The following is a 24,361-nucleotide window of genomic DNA, read 5'->3' as shown; positions in this document are numbered from 1 at the left end:
ATTCATCAGTTTTGTTGATAAACAGGGATTTTGTACGTTTTTCCAATTTGAAGGGAGGAGGCTTTTACGCCAGGATTTAATGATTCAAAATCGTTGATTAACGTTTCGATGGAAACAGGTAATGGCCCACCTTGCTTTCGTTCCGCCATGGAAAGCAATGTATCACCGGCTTTTACCTTTATGACCTCATAACTAATAGATAAAGCTGTTTTTGTTTTTGTCAAACGAACATCAACTGTTCTTTTTTCAGTAAAGGTCGGTAATGTGCCTTTTGTTACATCATGATAGACAGTATATATGATTAAACAAAACATGAATATGCTGAGCAACTTTTTCATTTCGTTTCATTTTCCCCCTAAAAGCGACTATTAAAATATGTATGTTTGTCCGAATCAAATATGTCTATAAAGAAGAATTTTTTAGAAAAAAATGGAATGTATCTTTACTTAAACTTAACATTAACTTAATAAAAGAATAAAACTTGTTCGCTACAATGACTTTGTAAGTCAGATATAGAAAAAATATGGAGGGTAAAATGATGCTGAAAAGAAATCTAAAGCTAGCGATGGCGGCACTATTCATTACGGGGGCACTTGCTGGATGTGGAACCTCTAACAAATCTGCTCAAGAAGGTAATACGACAAAAGAAGAACAACAACAAACCTATTCTGGAACCATTACAATAGCTGGTTCTACAGCACTCCAACCTCTTGCTGAAGAAGCAGCGAATGAATTTATGCAAACATATCCAGATGTTTCAATCACAGTACAAGGTGGCGGAAGCGGTACTGGTGTTAACCAAGTGGCAGCAGGTGCTGTTCAAATCGGTAACTCAGACGTTCCATCAGCAGAAAAAATTGAAGATAAAGCGAAAGCTGGAGAATTGGTTGATAATAAAGTAGCAGGAATCGCATTTGCGTTAGTAGTAAATAAAGATGTAAAAGTAGATTCGTTAACTGTTCAACAAATCCAAGACATCTTTTCCGGTAAAGTGACAAACTGGAAAGAAGTTGGCGGAAACGATGAGAAAATTAATGTCATTAACCGACCAGCTTCTTCTGGAACGCGTGCAACATTTGAAAAAACGTTAATGAAAGATGTAAAAGTAAATGACAGCATCGGAACCGTTCAAGATTCTAACGGTGCCGTGGAACAAGCCATTAAGTCTACACCAGGAGCAATTAGTTACGTTGCAATGTCTTATCTAGTTGGTGACAAAGCGAACGCTTTAACGACATTAAAAATTGACGGAGCTGAACCGACAGTAGAAAATATTAAAGCGCAAAAATATCCATTCTGGTCTTACGAGTATATGGTTACAAAGGGAGAACCAAAAGATGCAGTCAAAGGTTTCATTGACTTTGTAAAAAGTGAGCAGTTTGCTGCAAAAGTAAAAGAAATGGGTTATATCCCAATGTCTGAATTAGAATAATTAGATATGTCGGGCTGGCTATCATGTAGTCAGTCCTATTCGTTTGAATGATCAGGGTAGGTGAATCAATGATGAAGGGGAAAAAACCAATTAATTATTGGAAAAGCGAATATATAGGGAAAATATTAGTTACACTTTGTGGTTTTTTAATTGTTTTTGTTACTCTTTCAATTATTGTATTTATTTGTAGTAAAGGGATTCAATCATTTACTCAAAGCCAAATTTCTTTTAAGGAAATGTTGTTTTCAAAAGAGTGGGCGCCTAACGATTCCCAGCCTAAATATGGGGCTGTCATTTTTATTGTCGGGTCGACGCTCGTATCGATTGGAGCCGTTATTTTAAGCGCGCCGATTGCTGTTGCATTAGCAGTATTTATTAACTATATTTCGCCGCAATTTGGCACAAAGGTGTTGAAGCCTGTATTAGAGTTGCTTGTCGGTATTCCATCGGTTGTATATGGACTGTTAGGAGTAACTATTCTCGTTCCGCTATTGAGAGGATGGTTCGGAGGAGTAGGCTTTAGCTTAATTGCGGGGATTATTGTTTTAAGCATCATGATTTTACCAACGATTGCGAGCATCGCTTCAGATGCGATTCAAGCAGTTCCGCATGCATATTTAGAAGCGTCGTATGGATTAGGTTCGACAAGATGGCAGGCAATTAGCCGCGTTATCGTTCCTGCTGCTCGCAAAGGAATTTTAACAGGAATTGTATTAGGATTGGCGCGTGCCTTTGGTGAAGCCCTAGCAGTTCAAATGGTGATCGGCAACACCGTGAAACTGCCTTCTGGATTATATAGTCCAACTGCAACATTAACAGGCATTTTAACGATGGACATGTCCAACACATTAAATGGAACCGCTTGGAATAATGCTTTATGGACGTTGGCGATGATTTTGCTGCTCATTTCTTTCTTATTTATTTTAATCATTCGAGCAATTGGACAAAGAGGTGAAGGCTAAAATGAAGGCAAGAACGGTTGACGCCATTTGGACGGGAATTTTATATATTGTTTCAGCTTTTGTTGTTATTTTGTTAGGATTTTTAGTTGTAACCATTGTTGTGAAGGGATGGGGATTTTGGGATCCGAGTTTTCTTTTCGGAAATCCGAGCAATACGCAAGCAGGGGGCGGAATTGGTCCGCAATTATTTAATTCTCTCTATATGCTAGTGCTTACATTGCTCATTTCCGTTCCATTAGGGCTTGGAGCAGGAATTTATTTGGCCGAGTATGCGAAAGAGGGAAAGTTGTTGAGCTTTATTCGATTATGCATTGAAACAATGGCTTCTCTTCCTTCTATTGTTGTTGGTTTGTTTGGGCTTTTAGTATTTGTTACATTGACTGGCTGGGGATATACATTAATCGGGGGCGCTTTAGCCATTACGATCTTAAACTTACCGGGTTTAACGAGGGTATGTGAAAATGCTATTCGAGATGTTCCACATAGTGTAAAAGAAGCAAGTCTTGGGTTAGGAGCGACGAGATGGCAGACGTTAGTGAGAGTGATCATTCCAGCAGCATTGCCACAAATTATGACGGGTGTTATTTTAGCAGCTGGAAGAATTTTCGGTGAAGCAGCAGCACTTATTTACACGTCAGGATTAACAACACCATTTTTAAATGCTTCAGCTGATCTATCAAGCAAATTAAATCCGTTTAATATTTTTCGGCCAGCAGAAACGCTCACGGTGCACATTTGGAAATTGAATTCTGAAGGGATTGTACCGGATGCAAAGTTAATTGCGGCGAAGTCAGCTGCCATTTTGGTTATTATGGTTCTGTTGTTCAACATTGTTGCTCGTTTTGTTTCGGCAGTATTGCAGCGTTATTTTACTGGAAATACGCACAGAAAAAAGCGGCAAACGAAAATGGTTTCTTAAACAAAGAAAGTGAAGAACGAAAAAGGGCTAGCCTGCAGCAGCGGACCAGCCCTTTTATTAATTAATCATGCGTTTTTACTGAAGGAATTTCTTTGATGGCCAAAAATAGCACTGTAATTGACACAAACCAATGAAGAAAGGCAGGGTATGGCACAGCCGTTTGTAACGTCTCCATAATCGCAAAAAAGACGGTCGATAATGTTACCGAGTAAGCAGACATGACCCATGTATGGCGATAGGTAATGTTTTTATCAAGAGTACTTCGTAAAATAAGACCGATAAAAGCGAGGACGGATACCCCGATAAATTTGCTCGCGCTTGTGAAAATGTATAAAAAGAGAAACGTTAACGGAATGAGCACAGGAAGCAAAGATTGGAGCGTTTCCAGAAACGAACGCACGTCCCTGTCGGTCAGCTTCATGTTCGAAAACATCGTGTAACTATAATATTGCGCTTGGCCGTTTGTGACGATGACGGCTTCATGCTTCAACAGGCCAATCGCATTTGTTGCCCGTTCCACTTTTTCTTTTGTCACTTGTCCGGTGCTGTCAAAAATGATTGTTAATCCGTGTTCGTTGATGATAACGGGCTGGGTTGCCGAAGAGCGCAAACCCCCATTTTCAATTGTAAAAGATGGAATTTCGTTTTCGAACAAGGAGCCCATATAGCGAATCCCGTCAATAAAATTCGTTGACAAATGGTATGCAAGCGGCAATGAAGAAATAAGAGCCAATAAAAATACGTATAAAATCGCTTTGCCGATTTTTTGAAAACGGAATCGAGCAATATCTTTTGGGGAATATAAACTTCTCCACAACTGCATAAATACATTCATCGTTTACACATCCTTCCCTGTCTTCCATGCTCATTGTATATCGTCTCGCTTCATAATTCAACCGATGTTGTAAAATAAAAAGAATCCCCACTAGGAGATTCTTTTCATTTATACGATGAGTGTTGATTATCCATTATTTTACTAAAGAAAACAGAATCATACGGCAGAAAAGCTAGGAATCGAGCGATGTCAGATCGTTTTTAATGGTTAATCAACACGCCTGTATTTATACTTTAAACATTTGAACTACTTGCTGCAATTGTTTTACTAATTCATTTAAAGATTGGGATGCATGTGAAACACCCTCGATAGAGGCGCTTTGTTCTTGTACAATGGCGGCTACATGTTCCATGCTTCCAGCAATTTGCTGAGAAATGGAAGCTACTTCTTCCATATTAGTTGACATTTCTTGAGTTTGTGCACTGACATGATGGATGATAGACGCCACTTCTTTTGATTCTTTTGAAACATTTTCTACAGCTTGTGCAATGGCTTTAAATGATGTATCGGTTTGGTGAACCATTTCGATTCCTTCTTTGAGTACTTCCGCTCCCCGGCTCATAGAATGAACAGCCTGCTCTACTTCCTGCTGAATTTCTTCGATAATTTCTTGAATTTGTTTCGCTGCTTGTCCACTTTGAGCAGCTAGTTTTCTTATTTCATTGGCTACCACGGAAAATCCTTTTCCATGCTCCCCAGCTCGTGCTGCCTCGATTGCTGCATTTAAAGAAAGAAGGTTTGTTTGATTCGCAATTTGGCTAATCAAACTTACGATTTGATCAATCCGTTTTGACTTCTCGCCTAATATGTATATCATTTCTGCTGTTTCCCCGACCGTTTTTTGCACCAAACTCATTTGTTTAACGGTGTTATCCACTAGCTTATTTCCCATATGAGCTTTATGAGTTGCTTCGTTTGTGGATGTTTCGACATCTGCAATAGAAATGGTAGCTTGTTCCATTCCACGGGCAATTTCATGGAAAAACTGTGAAATCTCTGTAGCCGAATTTGCTTGCTTTTCTGTTCCGCTTGCTATTTCATTCATTGTAATTGCAATTTGTTCAAAAGCATGTCTTGACTCATGCGACGAACGGTGTAATGTTTCGGATGAGAGTGTTACGTGTTTCGAGCTTGTATCCAAATGTTCGATCAAAGTCGTAAGACTGTCTGCCATTTGATTAAAGCCAGCGGCTAACGCTTGAATATCTCTACTTGAACGTTTGATTTGTAAACGTATTTGTAAATTTCCCTTTCCCACTTGCCGCATCGCTTGTTTTAATGCAGCAATTGGTTTAAGTATTTGCCGCACGATGATAAAACCGATAAGACTAGCGAAAAAAGCTGTAAGAAGCGAGATTAGCAAGCTCGTTTTTTGATAGGAAAAAATCGGCTGTAAATATTCTTGATCTTTAAGGCCTAATACGTACAGTTCGTTTAAGTCAGTAGAATAGTCGTAATATAACGTAAGCCCTTGAAAGTGAACAATCCCTCGTTTTTGCTCATACATTTTATTAATTAAAGAACGAGGCAAAGACGGTAAAGGGCTATTAAATCCAGCTAATTTTTCAACGTTTTTTTCTTTAGTGATGATAAATTGCATCGGTTTTAATTGAAGGGCTTTAAATTTATGTTCATTTAATGTTAACACATAGGGTAACTTTTTAAGAAATTCTTCATTGGTCACAGTTGCTTTTAGCATAGAAATTTTTTCGATCATCACTTCGGTAGATAGTTGCATTTGCTGTTCAATCGCTTGAACAGTTAATTGTTTATTTTTTTCGTAGCCAATATAAGCAATCAATGCAGAAGAAATGCATGTAATCAAAATAATGACGAATGCTAATATTGTCTGTAGATTCCATCTACTTATGAATGGAAGATGGGAAGAGGGGGAAGGAGATTTTATTCTTGTTTTCCGTTTGATTAAGTGTAGGAAAACGAAAACTCTCCTCCATATATGGAGTAAAACTGACCGGACCTGCTTTTGTTTGCTCATTCTTTGCTCTCCTCATTTCCTAAATAATATATAAGGACACTACTTTCAATTTATTCGATTATTATTGTGTCTTTGTTAAGTAAATGTATAAAAAATGTTAAGCTTATGAAACGAGCAAATAAATTGAAACATTGTGGCAATTTTGGTAAGCTAAATTTAAACGGGCGTGAAGAAGGTCACACTTTTAACGTCCGGATACATAACGACAACAAAGGAGGAGTTAAAATGGCTTTTGAATTACCACCATTACCTTATGCTTATGATGCGCTTGAGCCGCATATTGACAAAGAAACAATGAACATTCACCACACGAAACACCATAATACGTATGTCACAAACTTAAATGCGGCGTTAGAAGGACATGCGGAGTTGCAAAGCAAAACGCTTGAAGAGTTGCTTGGCAATTTAGAAGCACTTCCAGAAAGCATTCGTACAGCTGTTCGCAACAACGGCGGCGGACATGCGAACCACTCGCTGTTCTGGACGATTCTTTCACCAAACGGCGGCGGGGAGCCAACAGGCGAGCTAGCCGAAGCAATTAACAAAAAATTCGGTAGCTTTGCCGCGTTTAAAGAAGAATTTACAAAAGCGGCAACGACTCGCTTCGGTTCCGGTTGGGCTTGGCTTGTTGTGAACAACGGCGAGCTTGAAATTACAAGCACACCAAACCAAGACACGCCGATTATGGAAGGTAAAACGCCAATTCTTGGCTTGGACGTTTGGGAACATGCTTACTACTTAAAATATCAAAACCGTCGTCCGGAATACATTTCTGCATTCTGGAACGTCGTTAACTGGGACGAAGTAGCGAAACGCTATCAAGAAGCAAAATAATGATCAAAAGGATGGCTTGATAAAAGTCATCCTTTTTTCGTGTGCATAGAACGAAAAAAAGCTGCCAAAACTACCCTTTAGATGAAAAGGGGAGTTGGGCAATGACAATTTTTAAAAAACTAGCTGGTCACGATGTGAATCGCGAACTGATTATATTGTTATGCATCGGCGGATTTTATGCTTTAAGCATTTCACTTTCGAATACGTTTGTGAATGTGTATTTATGGAAGCAATCAGGGGAGTTTGGCGATCTAGGCTTATATAATTTGGCCATTGTGACGATGCAGCCTCTCACCTTTATTTTGGCGGGACGATTGGCCAAACAAGTGGATCGTATCATCGTATTGCGGTTAGGTGTTTCGTTTTTAGCGATCTTTTTTTTGAGCGTGCTTATGGTGGGAAATCGCGCGCACGATTATTTGTTATTGCTTGGCGCGTTATTAGGAATCGGGTATGGATTTTATTGGCTTGCTTTTAACGTATTGACGTTTGAAATTACCGAACCGGATACGCGTGATTTTTTTAACGGCTTTTTAGGTATTTTAACATCGGCCGCAGGAATGATCGGTCCGATTGTCGCAGGATATATAATTTCTTCACTGACAAAATGGAAAGGGTATACGATTATTTTTTCGATTTCGCTTGGGCTGTTTCTTATGGCTGTTGTGCTCAGCTTTTTTCTCACAAGAAGACCTGCGAAGGGAACGTACGGTTTGATGCGCGTTATTGAAGAGAGGGCAAACAATAAAAATTGGCGGTTAATTACCAATGCTCACTTTTTTCAAGGATTGCGGGAAGGGATTTTTGTGTTTGTTATTTCCATTTTTGTCTATATGGCGACAGGCAGCGAATGGGCGCTCGGGAAATTCGGATTCGTTAATTCCTTCACTTCTTTCATCGCCTATTATCTCGTGTCGCGCTTCATTCAGCCTGCTTATCGAAAAAAAGCGATTTTATGTGGCGGCTTATTGTTATATGCAGCCCTTTTTCTTATTGTTTTTGACCTCTCTTATCCGCGTCTTTTACTGTATGCGGTTACGATTGCGATTGCGTATCCGCTTCTTCTCGTCCCATATTCGTCGCTAACGTTTGATGTGATCGGAAAAAGTTGGGAAGCAGCGGAAAAAAGGGTGGAATATATCGTTGTGCGCGAACTGTTTTTAAACGGTGGACGGATTGCGTCGATTTTGTTGTTTTTAGTGGCCATTGCTTTGTTTGAGGAAAAAACGGCCATTCCAGCGTTAATGCTCGTGCTTGGAGCGGGACATTCCCTCATTTATGTTTTTATTCGCCGCATCGAAGCGGATAGCGCTCGATTGTATCCGCTACTATCAAACGAAGAAGGCTCTCTTTCATAGGCCCTTTTTTTGTGCGATTTTCTAGCAAAATGTCGCTAATTCTTTTACAATAAACATGGGATTGAAAATATAGGAGGGTACTGTCTTGAAAAAAAAGAAAAGGGCGCAAGTGCCGTTTCGATTAAATATACTATTTTTTGTCGTGTTTTTATTGTTTTCTGCTCTTATCTTGCGGCTTGGAGTAGTACAAATCGTATATGGTGAGCAGTACCGGAAAGAAGTGGAACGAACGGAAGATGTGACGGTAAGCACGCCGGTACCGCGCGGAAAAATTTATGACCGCTATCATCGCGTCATTGTTGATAACGTCCCGCTCAATGCGATTACGTACACGCGCACAAAAACGACAACACCAGAAGATACATTGGTCATTGCACAACGATTGGCGAAATATATCGACAAACCGGTCGACAAAATTACGGAGCGCGATATGAAAGACTATTGGATTTTAACGAGAAAAGAGGAAGCGAAAAAAAAGGTAAGTGAAGCAGAGAAAAAAGCGCTCAAGAAAAAAGGGCTGTCCGCCAAAGAACTAGACAAAAAAATTTATGAACTCACGCTAGAGCGGATTACACCAGAAGATTTAAAAGAAATTACACCGCAAGAAATGAAAGTGTTAGCGATTAAACGAGAATTAGACAGCGGGTATGCGCTAACGCCGCAAGTTGTCAAAAACAAAAATGTGACAAATGAAGAGTATGCGGTTGTGAGCGAACATTTAGAAGAATTGCCGGGGGTTGATACGACCACGGACTGGGAGCGTCGTTACGTGTACGGCAATACGTTTCGTTCCGTGCTTGGAAGCGTGACAAGCGATGATCAGGGCGTACCGCGCGAACGGTTAGATTACTTTTTGGCGCGCGATTACAGCCGCAATGACCGTGTGGGGAAAAGCTATTTAGAAGCGCAATACGAAGATGTATTGCACGGAAAAAAAGCAAAAATCAAAAACATTACCGACAAGTCTGGAAATGTGATCGAAACAGAAAAAGTGTATGAAGGTCAGCGCGGCAAAGACCTCGTATTAACGATCGATATTGAGCTTCAACAACGCGTGGAAAAAATAATTGAGGAAGAGTTACAAGCGGCGAAACGTTTCGGCGGAACGTCGCTGTTGGACCGTGCGTTTGTCGTCATGATGAATCCGAAAACAGGCGAAATTTTAACAATGGCTGGAAAAATGATTACAAAGGATGAAAATGGAAATATCGAACTGAAAGACTATGCGCTCGGTACGATGACATCCGCCTATGCGATGGGGTCGGCCGTCAAAGGGGCTACCGTATTAACAGGGTTTCAGACGGGAGTGCTTCGTATAAACACGCCTATTAAAGACGAACCTCTATACATTAAAGGGACGCCAGTCAAAAAATCATATCAGACAATGGGAACGATTAACGAGCTGACGGCATTGCAGCGCTCTTCAAACGTTTATATGTTTAAAACGGCGATCGCGATCGGTGGCGGCGTGTACCGGCCATATGCACCGCTTGCCATTAACCCAGAAGCATTTACAACGATGCGAAAATATTTCAGTCAATTTGGTTTAGGCGTAAAAACGGGTATCGACTTGCCAAATGAAATTATCGGGTTTCAAGGAATAAGCAAAATGCCGGGATTTTTATTAGACCTTTCGATCGGGCAGTACGATATGTATACACCGTTACAGATGGCGCAATACATTTCGACGATCGCCAACGGCGGCTATCGAATGAAACCGCAAATCGTCAAAGAAATTCGCGAACCGAATAACGATGGGAAAGAACTTGGACCAGTGATCCGTGATTTTCAGCCGATCGTGCTCAACCGTATTGACATGAAAACAGAATATATTGATCGGGTGAAGGAAGGATTTCGTCGTGTGATGCAGGAAAGAGGGGGAACCGCGGCTGGCTTTTTCGCTGACGCACCGTACAAACCAGCAGGAAAAACCGGAACTGCGCAGGCGTTTTATGATGGACCGATCAAAAGCAAACGAAATGCGCAAACGTACAACTTAACCCTCGTTGGCTATGCCCCTTATGACGACCCGGAAGTTTCATTTGCGGTCATTGTTCCTTGGGCATATCAGAAAGATCCACATTATCCGATCAACAATAAAATCGGCAGAAAAATTTTAGATGCGTACTTTGAATTGAAAAAAGAACGGCTTCAAAAGATGCAGCAAAACAAACAAAATGAAATGTCGTCTGCTTCCCAACAACCTAATCAATAGTTATGACAAGAAGGCACTTTTTGAAAGATGCCTTCTTTTGCTTTACAAAAGCTTAACATTTTTTTAAAACCTTATTAAAAGTTCAGTAGTATTCTTAATATATGATAGATTTTTTGTTTCTATACGTTTCGTTGTAGTTCATAAAAAGAGTACAATGAATGAGTTTGGCAGATAATAATGATACATTCATTGCACATGGCTCATTTGATTCATATAGATGGAGGGAAGATGATTCAATGGAATTAACAATTGTAAAGAAGCAAAATGCAGCTGCCCCGAAAGTGCAAAAGGAAAAAGACGTCGTTTATCGGACGAATGAGTTAAATTTATGGTACGGAGAACATCATGCATTAAAAAATGTCAACTTAGACATTTACGAAAATGAAGTGACGGCGATTATCGGCCCTTCTGGTTGCGGCAAATCGACGTATATTAAGACGTTAAACCGAATGATTGAATTAGTGCCAAATGTTCGCACATCAGGAGAAATTACGTATCGCGGCCGCAACATTTTTGATAAATCGTATCGCGTCGAAGAATTGCGCACACAAGTTGGAATGGTGTTTCAAAAGCCGAACCCATTCCCAAAATCGATTTACGATAACGTCGCTTACGGTCCGCGCATTCATGGCATTCGTGACAAAAAAATTTTAGATGAAATTGTGGAGAAAAGTTTACGTGGTGCTGCGCTTTGGGATGAAGTGAAAGACCGTCTTCATGAAAATGCGTACGGCCTGTCAGGAGGGCAGCAACAACGTTTATGCATTGCCCGCTGCTTGGCGATTGAACCAGATGTCATTTTAATGGATGAACCGACTTCCGCTTTAGACCCGATTTCGACATTGAAAGTGGAGGAACTCATTCAAGAACTAAAAGAAAACTATAGCATTATTATTGTGACGCATAACATGCAACAAGCGGCGCGCATTTCGGATAAAACGGCGTTCTTCCTAAACGGTGAAGTCGTTGAATATGCAGAAACGGATCAATTGTTCTCTACCCCATCAGACAAACGTACGGAAGATTATATTACAGGTCGATTCGGATAAAGAAAGGGGGGGACGATATGACGATGAGAGGGAAGTTTGATTACGACTTAAAAACGTTACGTCAAAAATTGTTAGAAATTGGAAGTTTAGCGGAAATTGCCTTAAGTCAATCGATCGAGGCATTCCAAGCGAAAAATGTTGATCAAGCGTTAGGCGTGATTGAACGCGACAGTCAAATTGACATGCTCGAAGAAGAAATTAACGATTTTGCGATTTTGCTTATCGCGAAACAGCAGCCGGTAGCGATCGATTTGCGAAGAATTATTGTCGCTATTAAAATCGCAACCGATATTGAACGAATTGCCGATTTTGCGGTCAATATCGCGAAAGCAACGATTCGAATCGGTGAGCAACCGTTTGTGATGGAGATCGAAAAAATTGTTCGTATGCATAACATCGCCCTTGAAATGGTTTCGTTAGGATTAAAAGCATATTATGAAGAAGATGTGGCGTTAGCGCGAAAAATTTCAGATATGGATGATGAAGTCGATGAGTTATACGGACAGATTATGCGAGATTTGATGCAACTAACAAAAATGAATCAAGAAAACTTTTCGCAAATGAACTTGCTTTCTTTAATTGCCCGTTATATCGAACGCACGGCTGACCATGCAACGAATTTAGCGGAACATGTTGTATATCTTGTGAAAGGAAGACATTACGATTTGAACGGATAAAAAAGGTGAACTCCAGTGAAGGGGTTCACTTTTTTCTTGGAAAAGTATAAGACTCCGATGATGAAAAAATTTCGTCACTAGCGGAAGGATGAAAATACTTTTTGTCGAACATCTAAGTTTGTCCATTCAGGAATCTAGGTATTTTCAGGATAAATTTTGATCTTTCCACAGCTTTTTATTGCCTAGATTCAGTTCGCAACGCATCGACTGCTTGACTAGCTTCTTCGCTTGATGCGCCGAGCAATCACAGGCGCAGTTAGCGAAAAATAACCTTCCTTCGTCGAAGCGATAAGCATTTCTCGTCTGGAATTAAGCGCTTGCCTCAGCTTTTCTTATTTGTAAGAATGTGCGCAATTTCTTCATATTTCATATCGCTTCGTATTTCGTACGTGCCGGGACGAATGGCGCGAGTAAGGCTGTGCGCATTTAAATAGTTTGTGAGCGCTTTAGCATCGGCAATGATGTTTGCTTCTTCTAACTCTTTGGCAAACTTTGCTGGAACGTCTCCCTTTTTGACAACAAGATGATAAATATAAATCGTTTTCGGCTTTGGCGGTACGGTTACCGCCGATGAATGGCTCGTTTTTGCCGCTTTTTCCGCCGCTTCTTTGAGCGTTTGATATTCATTTTTACTGAGGATGATCTGCTCATTTTTTTTCAAATAAGCATCCAATTGCGATTTTGTAAATGTCGGTAGTTGGTTATAGTATACGGCCCCTATGATGGAGGTCGAAAGCAACATTCCAAGCGCAAAGGCGCGAACTATCGATTTATTCATCTGGCAATCCCCCGCAAGATCATCCGCACTTCTTCAGTTGTCAGCGCCGTTTCGCGTGCGATTTGTTCATAAGGAAGCCCTTGTTTATACAGAGCCCATACGCGGTCATGAGCATTATCGTTCTGGTTGCTGGTTACTTGAAAATCTTTTTCTTCGTCCATTAGCAATTCTTCTTCTAACACCTTTAACCGTTTTTTGATTTGATACGTTTCTTGAGCTAATGAAAGCGTTAAATGATCGAGCTGTTCTTCAATGTTTTTTATGCGATCTCTTCCAAAAAACGAAGCAACAAAGAGGAGCAGCGATCCGACTACGAGTGCAATCATCGTATATTCCATCATTTCCTATCACCCTATTCCACTATACCACAAGTAAATACATAAAATCGACAAAATGTTCTTATTGTAAGTGTAAATGCAAAGGGATAAAATAGAAGTGAAAAGATTTTGTAAGAATATTCTGTATAAAAATAAATAGGAGGTGAAGGGGAGATGAAAGGGATTATCATGGCTGGAGGAAGGGGGACACGGTTACGTCCGCTTACTTGCGATGTTCCAAAACCGATGGTTCCGCTTGTCGGAAAGCCGGTGCTGGAACATACGATCGAATGGCTGAAGCGGTTTGGTGTGACCGATATTGCCATTACCATTCAATATTTAGGAGAAACGATCAAAAACTATTTTGGAGACGGAAGCCGCTTCGGCGTAAACATTTGTTATTTTGAAGAAGATGAGCCGCTTGGCACAGCCGGAAGCATTAAACATGCCGCTCCTTTTATTGATGATACGTTCATTGTCGTCAGCGGCGATGCGCTAACGGATTTTGATTTATCAGAAGCAGTGGCGTTTCATCGCAAGCGTCATGCCCTTGCGACGATTGTCATGTCGCAAGAAACGCATCCGCTCGATTACGGAGGAATCATCGTTTCGCGTGAAGGAAAAGTAAAACAGTTGATTGAAAAACCAAAATGGAACGAAGTATATAGCGATTTCGTGAATACGGGCATTTATATTTTTGAACGAGATATTCTACAATATATTAAAGAAAATGAAAAGTGCGATTTTAGCAGCGATATTTTTCCGACATTATTGAAGAACGATGCACCGCTATATGCATTTTTAGCAAAAGGATATTGGCTTGATATTGGCACGATTCAGCAATATCGAAAAGCACATATGGATATTTTAAAGAAACATGTACATGTTTCGATTAATGGAAAAGAGCTATTTCCACACGTTTGGGTGGGGGAGAATGTACAAATTGAAGACGGAGCTGTTATTATGGGACCTGCGTTTATCGGAGATGGAGCGCTGATTCGCAAAAACGTTAAAATTGATGCCTATACGGTCATCGGGGCGAACGTGCAAGTGGGTGAACATACATCAATTAAGCGAAGCATCATTTGGGACCGCGTTTATATTGGAAGATATTGTGAGCTGCGTGGAAGCTTGCTGGCGGGCGATACGTATGTAGCGGATCATGTAGAATTGCTCGAGCAATCCGTTATTGGTAGCCATTGTACGCTTCAGCCGCACGTGCAAGTGAAACCCAATATCAAAATTTGGCCGAAAAAGACAATTGTTGAAGGAACGGTTGTTCACTCTTCTGTGTTTTGGGGAAAGCAAACGCCGCAGTCATTGTTTGGAACGCGTGGCATTGCCGGGATTGCGAACGTTGAAATAACGCCGGAATATGTTTCGAAACTTGCCGCTGCTTATGGAAGCACGCTCCCTATTCATCGCCAAGTTATTGTCGCGGGCGATGGCCATCCTTTTACGAATCTCATCAAGCAAGCTTTTGTTCAAGGATTGCATACATCAGGGATTTGTACGGCTGAATGGATGGAAAGTGTGACCGCCCCGGTCGTTCGTTATCAGCTGTCGCAGTCCTCTTATGATGGCGGTGTCTATATCTTTTTAGATGAAAACGAACGAACGGTGTGCATCGATTTATATGATGAAAACGGATATCCTCTTGATCGTTTTCAAGAAAAAACGATTGAGCACGCTTTTGTCCAAGAACAAATTCGCCGCGTTCCTCTTGAACAAATCGGTTTTTCTAATCATTATCTACATCCGAGTACCTCTTACATTCAAGCAATGCAAAAACAAATCCATCTACCTCTTCGAAGTTCGAAAGCTATTCTAGTTTCAGAATCGAACGTCCATCATCTTGTGCAACAACTTTTTCGCGATCAACATTGTGAAATTGTGATGTTTAAAAATGGTTCTGTTCATGAGCTTGCCGACTATATGAAAACGATGAACGTGCTATTTGCTCTGATTACGAAAAACGATGGGGAGCAGTTTTGGATCATGGATGAAAACGGAAATATCGTAACAGAGGAGCAGCTTTTGTCCCTTTATACCATTGCTTCGTTATGGTTCCATCCCGACCGCTATGTGCCGATTCCTAATTATGCGCCTTCAACGTTGGAAACGGTTGCAGGTCGTTTAAACGGGCGAGTTAAAAGAATGAAAGGGGCGCGAAGAGAAATGTTAAGGGAATGCCCTCATCCTTTTCACTTTTGTTATGATGCGGTTTTTGCTTTTGTCCAATTGCTTCAGCTTTTAGCGGTGGAGGCGCGTCCGCTGTCGCAAGTGATCGCATCCATTCCTCATATGCACTGGTTGAGAGACTATGTATTTTGCCCTTGGAGCGCACGCGCTGTTGTGATGCGCAAGCTGATGGAAGATGAAATCGAAACGAACATCGATGTGAACGAAGGGATTAAAGTATATCATCCCGATGGAGGATGGACGTTTATTTTGCCGGAGTTAGACCAACCGATATTTACGATTTATTCCGAAGCGTTCGATGTTCAAAAAGCGCGCGAAACGATGACGTATTATATAAAAAAAATTCGCCAATACCAAAATGTATAAATTAAATATGGAAATTGACAAAAAAAAGTGCTATCATAGAAAAGTCTGATTATAAGTTTATTAAAGTTTGGAGGGAAGAATGATGCGCGTAAATATCACATTAGCTTGCACGGAATGCGGCGAACGTAACTATATTTCGACAAAAAATAAACGAAACAATCCAGATCGTCTTGAGTTAAAAAAATATTGCCCAAGAGATAAAAAAGCAACGATTCACCGCGAAACAAAGTAAGCAGTAGGAAGGGATTTCCTGCTGCTTTTTTATTACAATATAGGGAAGGGAAGCACGATGCAAGAAAAAAAGGTGATTCGTGAACAAATGAAAGCGCGTCTGCAGCAATTAACGACAGAAACAAAACGAGCATACGATGAACAAATTGCTAGGAAGTTATACGATCTTCCAGTTTGGCAACAGGCTAAAACCGTTGCTCTCACCGTTTCAAAAAGTCATGAAGTCAATACAAAACCAATCATTGAAAAGGCGTGGCAAGAAGGAAAAACGGTCTGTGTGCCAAAATGCGATCCGAAGACGAAAACGATGACGTTTCGCGCCATCTGTTCGTTTTCGCAATTAGAATCGGTCTATTTTGGATTACAAGAACCGATCGAGGCGATTACGAAAAAAATTTATCCGAGAGAGATTGATGTCATCATCGTTCCCGGTATTTGTTTTTCAAAAGACGGGTATCGAATTGGTTATGGCGGCGGGTATTACGATCGTTATTTACAGCATGTTTCAAACTCGACGATTTCGTTAGCATATGCGTTCCAAGTCGTCGATCATCTTCCAACAGAGCCACACGATATTTCAGTTGACATGATTATTACGAATGAAAAGGTTATGGTATGCGATGAATGAATGGATGTATGTGGCTGCAGTGCTAACAGTGGCAATAGGCGGCTTTTTCGTTCACTCTCTTTCGGTGTCTGGGGCGGTGGCGACGGTATTCATTGGATTGGCGGTCGCCGCTGGTTTTTCATGGAAAGGATTATGTTTGTTAGGAGTATTTTTTGTGAGTTCGAGCTTTTGGAGCCACTTTCGCCACCAACAGAAGCAGAAGCTGGTGGAGAAAGTGGAAAAAGGTGCGCAGCGTGATTATATCCAAGTATTGGCGAATGGAAGCATTCCAGCGGCGATTAGTCTTCTTTCGCTTGTTTTCCCTTCTTCTCTTTGGCAGGCGATGTTTATCGTTTCAATTGCGGCGGCCAACGCTGATACGTGGGCGTCGGAAATCGGAAGCACAAGTCAACAACCGCCGCGGCTTATCACAACGTGGAAAAAAGTAGAGCCTGGCACATCAGGAGCGGTGACGCTGCTTGGTACGTTCGCGTCATTTTTCGGAGCTCTAGTGATTGCCATCGCCAGTTCTCAATTATGGAAGGACGTTCCGATCTTTGTTGTTACCATCATTGGCTTTTTAGGCAGCCTTTTTGACACGTATTTTGGTGCAGTTTGGCAGGCGATGTACCGCTGCGACGTTTGCGGCATTGAAACAGAAAAAAGAGCGCATTGCGGAAAAAAAACGGTGCGAATAAAAGGAGTGCGTTTTATCGATAATAATCTTGTTAATTGGCTGTCAATCGCCTGTTCAAGCATTGTTTATTTTTTTGTAACAAAATTGCAATAAATGAAAGAAACAACAGAAAAAAAACAATGTACAATGAACTGTAAAAGAGGTAACTACGTTATTAAACGTGAAAGGTGGAGAAATCGATGGCCAACGGTGTGAATCGTGTTGCTTTAATCGGAACGGGATTTGTCGGTTCAAGCTATGCGTTTGCGATGCTCAATCAAGGAGTAACGGAAGAACTTGTGTTAATTGATCTCAATAAAGAAAAATCAGAAGGAGATGCGATGGATTTAAACCATGGACTGCCATTTGCTCCTGCGCCGACGAAAATTTGGTTTGGCGATTATAGCGACTGCAAAGATGCTGATCTTGTCGTCATTACAGCAGGAGCGAACCAAAAACCAGGGGAAACGCGCCTTGATTTAGTTCATAAAAATATGAAAATTTTTGAATCGATCGTTTCGCAAGTAATGGCAAGCGGATTTAACGGCATTTTTCTTGTCGCAACAAATCCGGTGGATATTTTAACATATGCAACGTGGAAATTTTCTGGTCTTCCAAAAGAACGAATCATTGGCTCAGGAACGATTTTAGATACGGCTCGCTTTCGCTATTTGTTAGGGGAATATTTTCAAGTGGACACCCGGAACGTGCATGCTTATATTATCGGGGAGCATGGCGATACGGAGTTACCGGTGTGGAGCCATGCGGATATCGGCGGAAGATCGGTCATTGACCTCGTTCAAGAACGCCAGAAGTACAAGCAAGAAGATTTAGAGCAAATTTTTGTGAACGTTCGCGATGCGGCTTACCATATTATTGAGCGAAAAGGAGCGACGTACTATGGCATTGCGATGGGGCTTGTCCGTTTGACAAAGGCGATTTTACAAAATGAAAATTCGGTTTTAACGGTGTCGGCTTATTTGGATGGAGAATACGGTCAACATGACATTTACATCGGTGTTCCGGCGGTCGTCAATCGCAATGGAATTCGCGAAATTATTGAATTAAAGCTAACAGACGAGGAAAAAGAAAAATTTTCTCATTCAGCTGCCGTGTTAAAAAATGTAATGAAGCCATTTTTCCAAAATGAAGCGCATCCTTCGTAAAGGTGCGCTTCATAATTTATTCGCTTTTGGGAAAAAAGAATAAGGAAACAAGAGGGTAGCGTCAAAAAATCTATGAAAAGCAATCACGAGCTGCCTTTTGAAGGAAAATGAAGGGGATTGCGGAATCGGATTCGCCCTTGACCAACACTCGCCAAAGGAAAGAAAGGGTCAGTAAGGGCAAGATGGGAGGAGAAAAGATGAGAAAAGCGATATACCGAGTGCTCGTTTTTATGATCGCATTGTTTATTTATCGATATCGGTACCGGATGCTCAATAACGTTTTGCGCATTCGTCTGCTCCAACAGCTGCTTGTACGTATAGGAATGAGCATTCCGTTTGTTCGCCAAGCAATTGTTTCCCAAGTTTTTCGGTAATTATGGTACAATGGGAAAAAATGCGATTTTTAGTGCTCGTTTTTTCTGTCATGAGGAAAGGGAGAGGAAAACGTGGATCTTTTTTATTGGCAGCTCGTCTATTTTTTTGTCAAAAAGCAATATCGAATCATTAAATTATCAACTGTTCCCCATGAAATTTGGTTAGAGTCATTTCATTATAAAGGCGTCCCGCTCATTCGCCTTGTTCGTTACGATGTCGACTGGAGCAGCTGGCTGAAGCGTGATATCGAATATACGTGGCATGTCGCCATGGAGCTTCGAAAACGTTATATGAAGCGGTCAATTCAAGTGTTGAACGTGTATGTATCAGCCTATCCTCCTGTTGACGATTGGGAGGCGGCAGTGGAAAATGCACAAACATTTTCTAAAGACGCCCGCATCGGTTTGAAGACGGTATTGATTCATTCGGCGAACGTGCCACATGCTTTGCAGCAAATAAGCGAAGTCATGAAAGAACCAGTTTCACTTTCTTCAATGGAACGTTATGACGATCCGTTTGTAGCAGCGCAATATATACAGAAGCAAATCTTTCATTTAGAAAGAGAGCGGCAAGAAAAAGAAAAACGTTTGCTTGAATATGGAACGCCGCTGTTTACGTATGTATTGATCGGCTTGCAAGTGCTCATGTTTCTCGTTCTCGAATGGAAAGGCGGCAGCACGAATCCGGCTGTTTTAATTCAATATGGGGCAAAGTTCAATCCGCTTATTAAAGAAGGAGAGTGGTGGCGCTTTATTACGCCGATTTTTTTACATATTGGCTTTTTTCATTTATTCATGAATACGATGGCGCTTTATTATTTAGGGATGACGGTGGAGCGGCTATACGGTTCTTGGCGTTTTTTATTCATTTATTTTCTGGCCGGATTTTTCGGGACGCTCGGCAGTTTCTTGTTTACGTCTTCGCTTTCTGCCGGAGCATCAGGGGCGATTTTTGGCTTGTTTGGTGCGCTCCTTTATTTTGGGACGGTGTATCGCCATCTTTTTTTCAAAACGATGGGAACGAATATTATTGGATTAGTGGCACTTAACTTAGGATTAGGATTGTTGATCCCCGGCATTGATAACGCCGGACATATCGGCGGTTTAATCGGTGGTTTTTTAGCCGCAAGCATCGTTCATTTGCCGCGCCACCGTTTATTGAGTAAACAGCTTATGTCCTTTGTTTTTACTTCTGTGGTTATCGCAGTTTGTTTATATATTGGTTTGAAATAACGAAATTAAGGGGAAATGCGTTGCACTAGCTGAACGGTTTCCCCATTTTTTGTTTTTGTCAGTACGATGAGGTGGGAGTAATCTTTGCTGATGAGAAGAAGCGGGATTGTGCTACCGAGCGGCGAAGTGAGAGTGCCGTCTTTTTGTTTAATGCCAAGGAAATAGTTTTTATACAGTCCTTCCCAAAGGTTTCCGATGATTTCTTGCGTTTTTTCTTGAGAAAGGTCTGGAAATGGTTGCTCGTTGTAGACAAGCAGCTCCGGTAAGTAAAAATGATAATAGTTTTGCTCGCGAATGGATACATCGGCAAGCATCGTTTTGGCTATGTATTGAAGGAATTCGGTTGTCGCTTTATTTAACACGAGTTGCCACTCTTTTTGTTCCGAAGTTTTGGCGCGGCGAAAAGAAGTGAATCGATCATACGGTGAATCGATGACATACAATTGGTCCCCACTCATTTTTTGACTGCTTGTAATCGTGTGATTGTGGTGAATTTCCCCATGATGAAAAGAAATCGACTGAAAAAAATGGCTATCTTTTTGTTTCATTTCTTGTTCTTGAAGCAACGTTTGGCTATTTTCTTTCCATTTCGATAACGTACCGATTAGCCGCCCATCGGCAAAAAGAAAAGAAATGTCTTGGCGCAAGTATACGCTTCTGTCTAAAGACGAAGAAACGGCCCAAAGAAGCGAATACGAACCGTGTTGTTTTTGTGGTGGTACATGCAATTTTGTTGTCGCTTTTGTAAATGTGACTGTTTGGTCGATTGGAAAAAAAGTGATCGTTTCTTTTGTCGGTTTTTCAAGAGAAAACGGAAATAGGTACATGATGATTAAAAATACAATCAACAAAGTCGTCAGTTGGAATGTTCGCTTCATATTTTTCCTCCATTTATGCGGACAAGTTTTTCACCAATATATGCGCGCAGTCAGAAAAATATGTATGAATTCCTGCACAATTGTCAAAGATGGGGGATAAAATGGTGATCGTGCAGGTGAAAGAAGATGAAACAAATGAAACGAGCTGTTTCAACGTCGCTAAATGAGAACGTCGCTTATTTACGCGAACGGCTAGGTGTAGGAAAAAGTTTCGACGTCATTCATTTAGATGTCGCGTATGCAGGACGTGAAATGGCCTTTTTTATGATTGATGGGTTTGTCAAAGACGATATTTTACATTACATCATGCAATTTTTTGCCATTCTCAACGAAGATATGCTTCAAGCAAATCCGCTTGAAAAATTGCTGAAAACATACATCCCGTACGTAGAATTGGAAAAAACAGACGATTTGAACCGAGTGGTGGATGGCGTGCTTGCGGGACCTACCGCTTTAATTGTTGATGGACTTGATTACGCTATTTTAATTGATGCGCGCACGTATCCCGTTCGCGGACCACAAGAACCGGACATGGAACGAGTTGTTCGGGGAGCGCGCGACGGTTTTGTCGAGACGATCGTGTTTAATACGGCATTAACGAGAAGAAGGGTTCGCGATCGGACGTTGCGAATGGAGTATATGCAAGTGGGAAGACGCTCCAAAACCGATATTTGTGTTTGTTATATTGAAGATATTGCGAATCCCGAGATTGTCAAAAGCGTTAAAGAGGCGATTTGTAAGATTGACACTGACGGATTGCCGATGGGGGAAAAGACGCTTGAAGAGTTTATTTCCGGACGGCATTGGAATCCATATCCGGTCGTCCGTTATACGGAGCGGCCCGACACAGCAGCGGCTCATTTATATGAAGGGCACGTTTTAGTGATCGTCGACGGTTCGCCGAGCGTATTAATTATGCCGGCTACGTTTTGGCATCATTTGCAACACGCGGAAGAATATCGAAATAAGCCGATCGTCGGTGCGTATTTGCGTCTCGTTCGTTTTTTTGCCGTTTGGGCGTCTCTTTTTTTGTTGCCGCTATGGTATTTATTTATGACGGAACCGGAACGATTGCCTGCTCCGCTTTCGTTTATCGGAAAAGCGAGCACAGGTGAACTACCTTTATTTGCGCAACTGATGATCATTGAACTAGGGATCGATATGTTGCGAATGGCAGCGATTCATACCCCTTCCTCTTTAGCGACTGCGCTAGGGTTAGTAGCGGCGCTTATGATCGGAGGAGTTGCGGTAGAAGTCGGCATTTTTTCAAATGAAGTCATTCTTTATTTTTCGATTGCAACGATTGGAACGTTTGCGACACCGAGTTATGAAATGGGACTTGCCAATCGTCTAGTGCGAATCGGGCTATTAATTGCCACCGCTTTGTTTAGCGTTTACGGCTATGTCATCGGCATTATGCTATGGCTTGTGATGCTTGCGCGCATGAAATCTTTTACTGTTCCTTATTTATGGCCGTTTATTCCGTTTTCTTACCGGGCGATGCGCGATGTGTTGATCCGCTCGCCAATGCCGTTAAAAAATCGCCGTCCGACTGTATTGCACCCGCGCGACCCTGACCGATAAAGCTTATCTCGATGATGGGATAGGCTTTTTTTTTTTTTTGCGGAATGAAATCGTAGTATATAAATGCAATTTGGAACTTTAACGTTTTCGTCTTTCATGGAGTAATCGGTATGTTTCGACTGTCGGGTGACCGAACAACACCGCTTCCAGACAAATGCATTTGTCTGTGAAGCGGTTGGTTGTTCGGTCCTCTGTCACGCGAAGGCGTGACGAAGGCCAATCACAGACTTGTCTCCGACAGTCGAAAAAATAGGGAGTCTACTTTTTCGTCCGCCATAAGTTAAACCTCCCAGTTGTATTTATATAGTAACCCTTTTTCATGTGAATTTTTTGCGGCAGTATACGTTCATTCCTTGACGCTTCCCCTCATTTCTTTATACATTATATAATGTGCAAAAAAAAAGAAAAATGATACCGCAGTAGGTGAAAAAATGGAAACGGTTTATGACGTTCAGCAACTGTTAAAAAAGTTCGGCACAATTATTTATGTCGGCGACCGTTTGGCTGACTTAGAGCTGATGGAAGAAGAGTTGAAAGAGTTATATCAGTCGCAATTGATCGACGTGAAAGATTATCAGATGGCGCTATTGATCGTCAGATATGAAGCGCAGTTAGAACGAGAAAAACGAATGAAAAGGAATGAGAGAGCATGACAGAAAAATGGCTAGTAGGTGTTGATTTAGGCGGAACTACGATCAAAATGGCATTCGTGAGCATGCATGGCGAGATAGTTGACAAGTGGGAAATCGATACGAACAGTGCGGAACAAGGAAAATATATCGTTCCTGATATTGCGAAATCGATCAATCAAAAGTTGGAAGAACATGGCCAAACGAAAGATAAGCTGATCGGCATCGGAATGGGTGCACCAGGACCAGTAAACACAGAGACAGGAATGATCTATCAGACGACGAACTTACCGTGGAAAAACTACCCATTGAAAGATATATTGGAAGCGGAAACATCGCTTCCAGTTGTAGTAGACAATGATGCGAATATTGCTGCGATTGGCGAGATGTGGAAAGGAGCAGGAAATGGGGCAAAAGATTTAATTTGTGTCACGCTTGGCACTGGAGTCGGCGGCGGGATTATTGCTAACGGCCAAGTTGTTCGAGGAACGAATGGCGCTGGCGGTGAAATCGGCCATATAACATCTGTTCCAGAAGGTGGAGCGCCATGCAATTGCGGTAAAACAGGGTGCTTAGAAACAGTTGCTTCGGCGACCGGTATCGTCAGAATTGCCAAAGAGAAATTGGCGAACGAAACAGACAGCGTGTTACAACAAATATACAAAGAAAATGGAACAGTGACGGCAAAAGATGTATTTGATGCGGCGAAAGCACATGACGAATTAGCGCTTGAAATAGTTGATTACGTGACATTCCATCTCGGCTTAGCATTAGCGAATTTAGCGAACGGGCTGAATCCAGAAAAAATCGTCATCGGCGGGGGGGTTTCCAAAGCAGGCGATTTATTAGTTGAATATGTTTGGAAATATTTTAAGCGCTTTGCGTTTCCGCGTGTGGCTGAAGGGGCGACCATTGCCATTGCCACGCTTGGAAACGATGCGGGCGTGATCGGCGGCGCTTGGTTGGCGAAACAAGCATTTTTACAATGATGGAACATATGCAAAGGGAAAGGGCTGGTCTATTCGTTTTAGATCAGCCTCTAT

The 24,361-nt window shown here is 41.5% G+C and carries 24 protein-coding genes; 18 read left to right on the top strand and 6 right to left on the bottom strand.

The window, feature by feature from the left end; translation table 11 throughout:
* Nucleotides 1–5: 5 nt before the first annotated feature.
* Nucleotides 6–338: a LysM peptidoglycan-binding domain-containing protein gene (locus tag HNQ34_RS08880; RefSeq protein WP_183253707.1), complete on the bottom strand. Its 333-nt coding sequence runs from the start codon at nucleotides 336–338 to the stop codon at nucleotides 6–8.
* Nucleotides 339–535: 197 nt separating this feature from the next.
* Here HNQ34_RS08880 and HNQ34_RS08875 point away from each other — a divergent pair, with 197 nt between their 5' ends.
* The 3 genes from HNQ34_RS08875 (at nucleotide 536) to pstA (ending at nucleotide 3,313) form a co-directional block, all read left to right on the top strand.
* On the top strand, nucleotides 536–1,432 hold the full coding sequence (locus HNQ34_RS08875) for a phosphate ABC transporter substrate-binding protein PstS family protein (protein WP_183253704.1): 897 nt from the start codon (nucleotides 536–538) through the stop codon (nucleotides 1,430–1,432).
* 71 nt (nucleotides 1,433–1,503) lie between these two features.
* Nucleotides 1,504–2,394, top strand: coding sequence for a phosphate ABC transporter permease subunit PstC (gene pstC, locus HNQ34_RS08870; RefSeq protein WP_183253702.1), 891 nt, complete (start codon nucleotides 1,504–1,506; stop codon nucleotides 2,392–2,394).
* 1 nt (nucleotide 2,395) lies between these two features.
* Nucleotides 2,396–3,313: a phosphate ABC transporter permease PstA gene (pstA, locus tag HNQ34_RS08865; RefSeq protein WP_183253700.1), complete on the top strand. Its 918-nt coding sequence runs from the start codon at nucleotides 2,396–2,398 to the stop codon at nucleotides 3,311–3,313.
* Between the two features lie 61 nt (nucleotides 3,314–3,374).
* On the opposite strand, the gene HNQ34_RS08860 is transcribed toward pstA, so the two are convergent.
* On the bottom strand, nucleotides 3,375–4,148 hold the full coding sequence (locus HNQ34_RS08860; RefSeq protein WP_183253698.1) for a DUF1189 domain-containing protein: 774 nt from the start codon (nucleotides 4,146–4,148) through the stop codon (nucleotides 3,375–3,377).
* Between the two features lie 226 nt (nucleotides 4,149–4,374).
* Nucleotides 4,375–5,865 carry a methyl-accepting chemotaxis protein gene (locus HNQ34_RS08855; protein WP_246363994.1) on the bottom strand — a complete coding sequence of 497 codons (1,491 nt, stop codon included), beginning with the start codon at nucleotides 5,863–5,865 and terminating at the stop codon, nucleotides 4,375–4,377.
* A gap of 504 nt (nucleotides 5,866–6,369) precedes the next feature.
* Between HNQ34_RS08855 and HNQ34_RS08850 the strand changes: the two genes are divergently transcribed.
* From HNQ34_RS08850 to phoU, 5 genes are all read left to right on the top strand, one after another.
* Nucleotides 6,370–6,978 (top strand): superoxide dismutase, encoded by a 609-nt coding sequence (locus HNQ34_RS08850; protein WP_183253693.1) that lies wholly within the window; start codon nucleotides 6,370–6,372, stop codon nucleotides 6,976–6,978.
* A 101-nt stretch (nucleotides 6,979–7,079) separates the two neighbouring features.
* The gene (locus tag HNQ34_RS08845) at nucleotides 7,080–8,336 is read left to right on the top strand and encodes an MFS transporter (RefSeq protein WP_183253691.1); all 1,257 of its coding nucleotides are present in this window, start codon (nucleotides 7,080–7,082) and stop codon (nucleotides 8,334–8,336) included.
* Nucleotides 8,337–8,421: 85 nt separating this feature from the next.
* Nucleotides 8,422–10,551 carry a peptidoglycan D,D-transpeptidase FtsI family protein gene (locus HNQ34_RS08840; RefSeq protein WP_183253689.1) on the top strand — a complete coding sequence of 710 codons (2,130 nt, stop codon included), beginning with the start codon at nucleotides 8,422–8,424 and terminating at the stop codon, nucleotides 10,549–10,551.
* Nucleotides 10,552–10,787: 236 nt separating this feature from the next.
* On the top strand, nucleotides 10,788–11,600 hold the full coding sequence (pstB, locus tag HNQ34_RS08835) for a phosphate ABC transporter ATP-binding protein PstB (RefSeq protein ID WP_183253687.1): 813 nt from the start codon (nucleotides 10,788–10,790) through the stop codon (nucleotides 11,598–11,600).
* Between the two features lie 17 nt (nucleotides 11,601–11,617).
* Complete coding sequence (gene phoU, locus HNQ34_RS08830; RefSeq protein ID WP_183253685.1) at nucleotides 11,618–12,277, top strand: phosphate signaling complex protein PhoU; 660 nt, start codon at nucleotides 11,618–11,620, stop codon at nucleotides 12,275–12,277.
* 322 nt (nucleotides 12,278–12,599) lie between these two features.
* Here phoU and HNQ34_RS08825 read toward each other — a convergent pair whose 3' ends face one another.
* Both HNQ34_RS08825 and HNQ34_RS08820 read right to left on the bottom strand, forming a co-directional pair.
* Nucleotides 12,600–13,055, bottom strand: a complete 456-nt coding sequence (locus HNQ34_RS08825) for an endolytic transglycosylase MltG (protein ID WP_183253684.1) — start codon at nucleotides 13,053–13,055, stop codon at nucleotides 12,600–12,602.
* The gene (locus HNQ34_RS08820) at nucleotides 13,052–13,396 is read right to left on the bottom strand and encodes a hypothetical protein (RefSeq protein WP_183253682.1); all 345 of its coding nucleotides are present in this window, start codon (nucleotides 13,394–13,396) and stop codon (nucleotides 13,052–13,054) included. Before HNQ34_RS08820 ends, HNQ34_RS08825 begins: the two co-directional genes overlap by 4 nt.
* A 150-nt stretch (nucleotides 13,397–13,546) precedes the next feature.
* Between HNQ34_RS08820 and HNQ34_RS08815 the strand changes: the two genes are divergently transcribed.
* From HNQ34_RS08815 to HNQ34_RS08785, 7 genes are all read left to right on the top strand, one after another.
* Nucleotides 13,547–15,940, top strand: a complete 2,394-nt coding sequence (locus tag HNQ34_RS08815; RefSeq protein WP_183253681.1) for a sugar phosphate nucleotidyltransferase — start codon at nucleotides 13,547–13,549, stop codon at nucleotides 15,938–15,940.
* An 82-nt stretch (nucleotides 15,941–16,022) separates the two neighbouring features.
* Entirely contained in the window at nucleotides 16,023–16,172 is a 150-nt protein-coding gene (gene rpmG, locus HNQ34_RS08810; RefSeq protein WP_183253679.1) for a 50S ribosomal protein L33, read from the top strand.
* A 57-nt stretch (nucleotides 16,173–16,229) separates the two neighbouring features.
* Nucleotides 16,230–16,799 carry a 5-formyltetrahydrofolate cyclo-ligase gene (locus HNQ34_RS08805; RefSeq protein WP_183253677.1) on the top strand — a complete coding sequence of 190 codons (570 nt, stop codon included), beginning with the start codon at nucleotides 16,230–16,232 and terminating at the stop codon, nucleotides 16,797–16,799.
* A complete protein-coding gene (locus HNQ34_RS08800; protein WP_246363991.1) occupies nucleotides 16,771–17,568 on the top strand; it encodes a DUF92 domain-containing protein in 798 nt (265 codons plus the stop codon). The genes HNQ34_RS08805 and HNQ34_RS08800 overlap by 29 nt, the downstream gene beginning before the upstream one ends.
* An 86-nt stretch (nucleotides 17,569–17,654) precedes the next feature.
* Nucleotides 17,655–18,620 (top strand): L-lactate dehydrogenase, encoded by a 966-nt coding sequence (locus HNQ34_RS08795; RefSeq protein ID WP_183253675.1) that lies wholly within the window; start codon nucleotides 17,655–17,657, stop codon nucleotides 18,618–18,620.
* A gap of 197 nt (nucleotides 18,621–18,817) precedes the next feature.
* Nucleotides 18,818–18,994, top strand: coding sequence for a hypothetical protein (locus tag HNQ34_RS08790; RefSeq protein WP_183253673.1), 177 nt, complete (start codon nucleotides 18,818–18,820; stop codon nucleotides 18,992–18,994).
* A gap of 72 nt (nucleotides 18,995–19,066) precedes the next feature.
* Nucleotides 19,067–20,227, top strand: coding sequence for a rhomboid family intramembrane serine protease (locus HNQ34_RS08785; RefSeq protein WP_183253671.1), 1,161 nt, complete (start codon nucleotides 19,067–19,069; stop codon nucleotides 20,225–20,227).
* A gap of 5 nt (nucleotides 20,228–20,232) precedes the next feature.
* Here the strand turns inward: HNQ34_RS08785 and HNQ34_RS08780 are convergent, their stop codons facing one another.
* A complete protein-coding gene (locus HNQ34_RS08780; protein WP_183253669.1) occupies nucleotides 20,233–21,105 on the bottom strand; it encodes a hypothetical protein in 873 nt (290 codons plus the stop codon).
* A gap of 135 nt (nucleotides 21,106–21,240) precedes the next feature.
* Here HNQ34_RS08780 and HNQ34_RS08775 point away from each other — a divergent pair, with 135 nt between their 5' ends.
* The 3 genes from HNQ34_RS08775 to HNQ34_RS08765 all read left to right on the top strand — a co-directional run bounded on the left by HNQ34_RS08775 (nucleotide 21,241) and on the right by HNQ34_RS08765 (nucleotide 24,307).
* Nucleotides 21,241–22,689 (top strand): spore germination protein, encoded by a 1,449-nt coding sequence (locus HNQ34_RS08775; protein WP_409978363.1) that lies wholly within the window; start codon nucleotides 21,241–21,243, stop codon nucleotides 22,687–22,689.
* 431 nt (nucleotides 22,690–23,120) lie between these two features.
* Nucleotides 23,121–23,342 (top strand): YqgQ family protein, encoded by a 222-nt coding sequence (locus HNQ34_RS08770; protein ID WP_183253665.1) that lies wholly within the window; start codon nucleotides 23,121–23,123, stop codon nucleotides 23,340–23,342.
* Nucleotides 23,339–24,307, top strand: coding sequence for an ROK family glucokinase (locus HNQ34_RS08765; protein ID WP_183253663.1), 969 nt, complete (start codon nucleotides 23,339–23,341; stop codon nucleotides 24,305–24,307). Before HNQ34_RS08770 ends, HNQ34_RS08765 begins: the two co-directional genes overlap by 4 nt.
* Nucleotides 24,308–24,361 lie beyond the last annotated feature (54 nt).

Origin of the sequence: Anoxybacteroides tepidamans (genome assembly GCF_014201465.1) — a bacterium.
Lineage (GTDB): Bacteria > Bacillota > Bacilli > Bacillales > Anoxybacillaceae > Anoxybacteroides > Anoxybacteroides tepidamans.
Note: the sequence above shows the minus strand (reverse complement) of the source record. Positions and strands in the feature narration are given on the sequence as shown.

Bases quoted from the DNA above. Each gene is read 5' to 3' on its own strand.
- HNQ34_RS08880 (WP_183253707.1), bottom strand. From the start codon at position 338: ATGAAAAAGTTGCTCAGCATATTCATGTTTTGTTTAATCATATATACT.
- HNQ34_RS08875 (WP_183253704.1), top strand. From the start codon at position 536: ATGATGCTGAAAAGAAATCTAAAGCTAGCGATGGCGGCACTATTCATT.
- pstC (WP_183253702.1), top strand. From the start codon at position 1,504: ATGAAGGGGAAAAAACCAATTAATTATTGGAAAAGCGAATATATAGGG.
- pstA (WP_183253700.1), top strand. From the start codon at position 2,396: ATGAAGGCAAGAACGGTTGACGCCATTTGGACGGGAATTTTATATATT.
- HNQ34_RS08860 (WP_183253698.1), bottom strand. From the start codon at position 4,148: ATGAATGTATTTATGCAGTTGTGGAGAAGTTTATATTCCCCAAAAGAT.
- HNQ34_RS08855 (WP_246363994.1), bottom strand. From the start codon at position 5,865: ATGATCGAAAAAATTTCTATGCTAAAAGCAACTGTGACCAATGAAGAA.
- HNQ34_RS08850 (WP_183253693.1), top strand. From the start codon at position 6,370: ATGGCTTTTGAATTACCACCATTACCTTATGCTTATGATGCGCTTGAG.
- HNQ34_RS08845 (WP_183253691.1), top strand. From the start codon at position 7,080: ATGACAATTTTTAAAAAACTAGCTGGTCACGATGTGAATCGCGAACTG.
- pstB (WP_183253687.1), top strand. From the start codon at position 10,788: ATGGAATTAACAATTGTAAAGAAGCAAAATGCAGCTGCCCCGAAAGTG.
- phoU (WP_183253685.1), top strand. From the start codon at position 11,618: ATGACGATGAGAGGGAAGTTTGATTACGACTTAAAAACGTTACGTCAA.
- HNQ34_RS08825 (WP_183253684.1), bottom strand. From the start codon at position 13,055: ATGAATAAATCGATAGTTCGCGCCTTTGCGCTTGGAATGTTGCTTTCG.
- HNQ34_RS08820 (WP_183253682.1), bottom strand. From the start codon at position 13,396: ATGATGGAATATACGATGATTGCACTCGTAGTCGGATCGCTGCTCCTC.
- HNQ34_RS08815 (WP_183253681.1), top strand. From the start codon at position 13,547: ATGAAAGGGATTATCATGGCTGGAGGAAGGGGGACACGGTTACGTCCG.
- rpmG (WP_183253679.1), top strand. From the start codon at position 16,023: ATGCGCGTAAATATCACATTAGCTTGCACGGAATGCGGCGAACGTAAC.
- HNQ34_RS08805 (WP_183253677.1), top strand. From the start codon at position 16,230: ATGCAAGAAAAAAAGGTGATTCGTGAACAAATGAAAGCGCGTCTGCAG.
- HNQ34_RS08800 (WP_246363991.1), top strand. From the start codon at position 16,771: ATGAAAAGGTTATGGTATGCGATGAATGAATGGATGTATGTGGCTGCA.
- HNQ34_RS08795 (WP_183253675.1), top strand. From the start codon at position 17,655: ATGGCCAACGGTGTGAATCGTGTTGCTTTAATCGGAACGGGATTTGTC.
- HNQ34_RS08790 (WP_183253673.1), top strand. From the start codon at position 18,818: ATGAGAAAAGCGATATACCGAGTGCTCGTTTTTATGATCGCATTGTTT.
- HNQ34_RS08780 (WP_183253669.1), bottom strand. From the start codon at position 21,105: ATGAAGCGAACATTCCAACTGACGACTTTGTTGATTGTATTTTTAATC.
- HNQ34_RS08775 (WP_409978363.1), top strand. From the start codon at position 21,241: ATGAAACGAGCTGTTTCAACGTCGCTAAATGAGAACGTCGCTTATTTA.
- HNQ34_RS08770 (WP_183253665.1), top strand. From the start codon at position 23,121: ATGGAAACGGTTTATGACGTTCAGCAACTGTTAAAAAAGTTCGGCACA.
- HNQ34_RS08765 (WP_183253663.1), top strand. From the start codon at position 23,339: ATGACAGAAAAATGGCTAGTAGGTGTTGATTTAGGCGGAACTACGATC.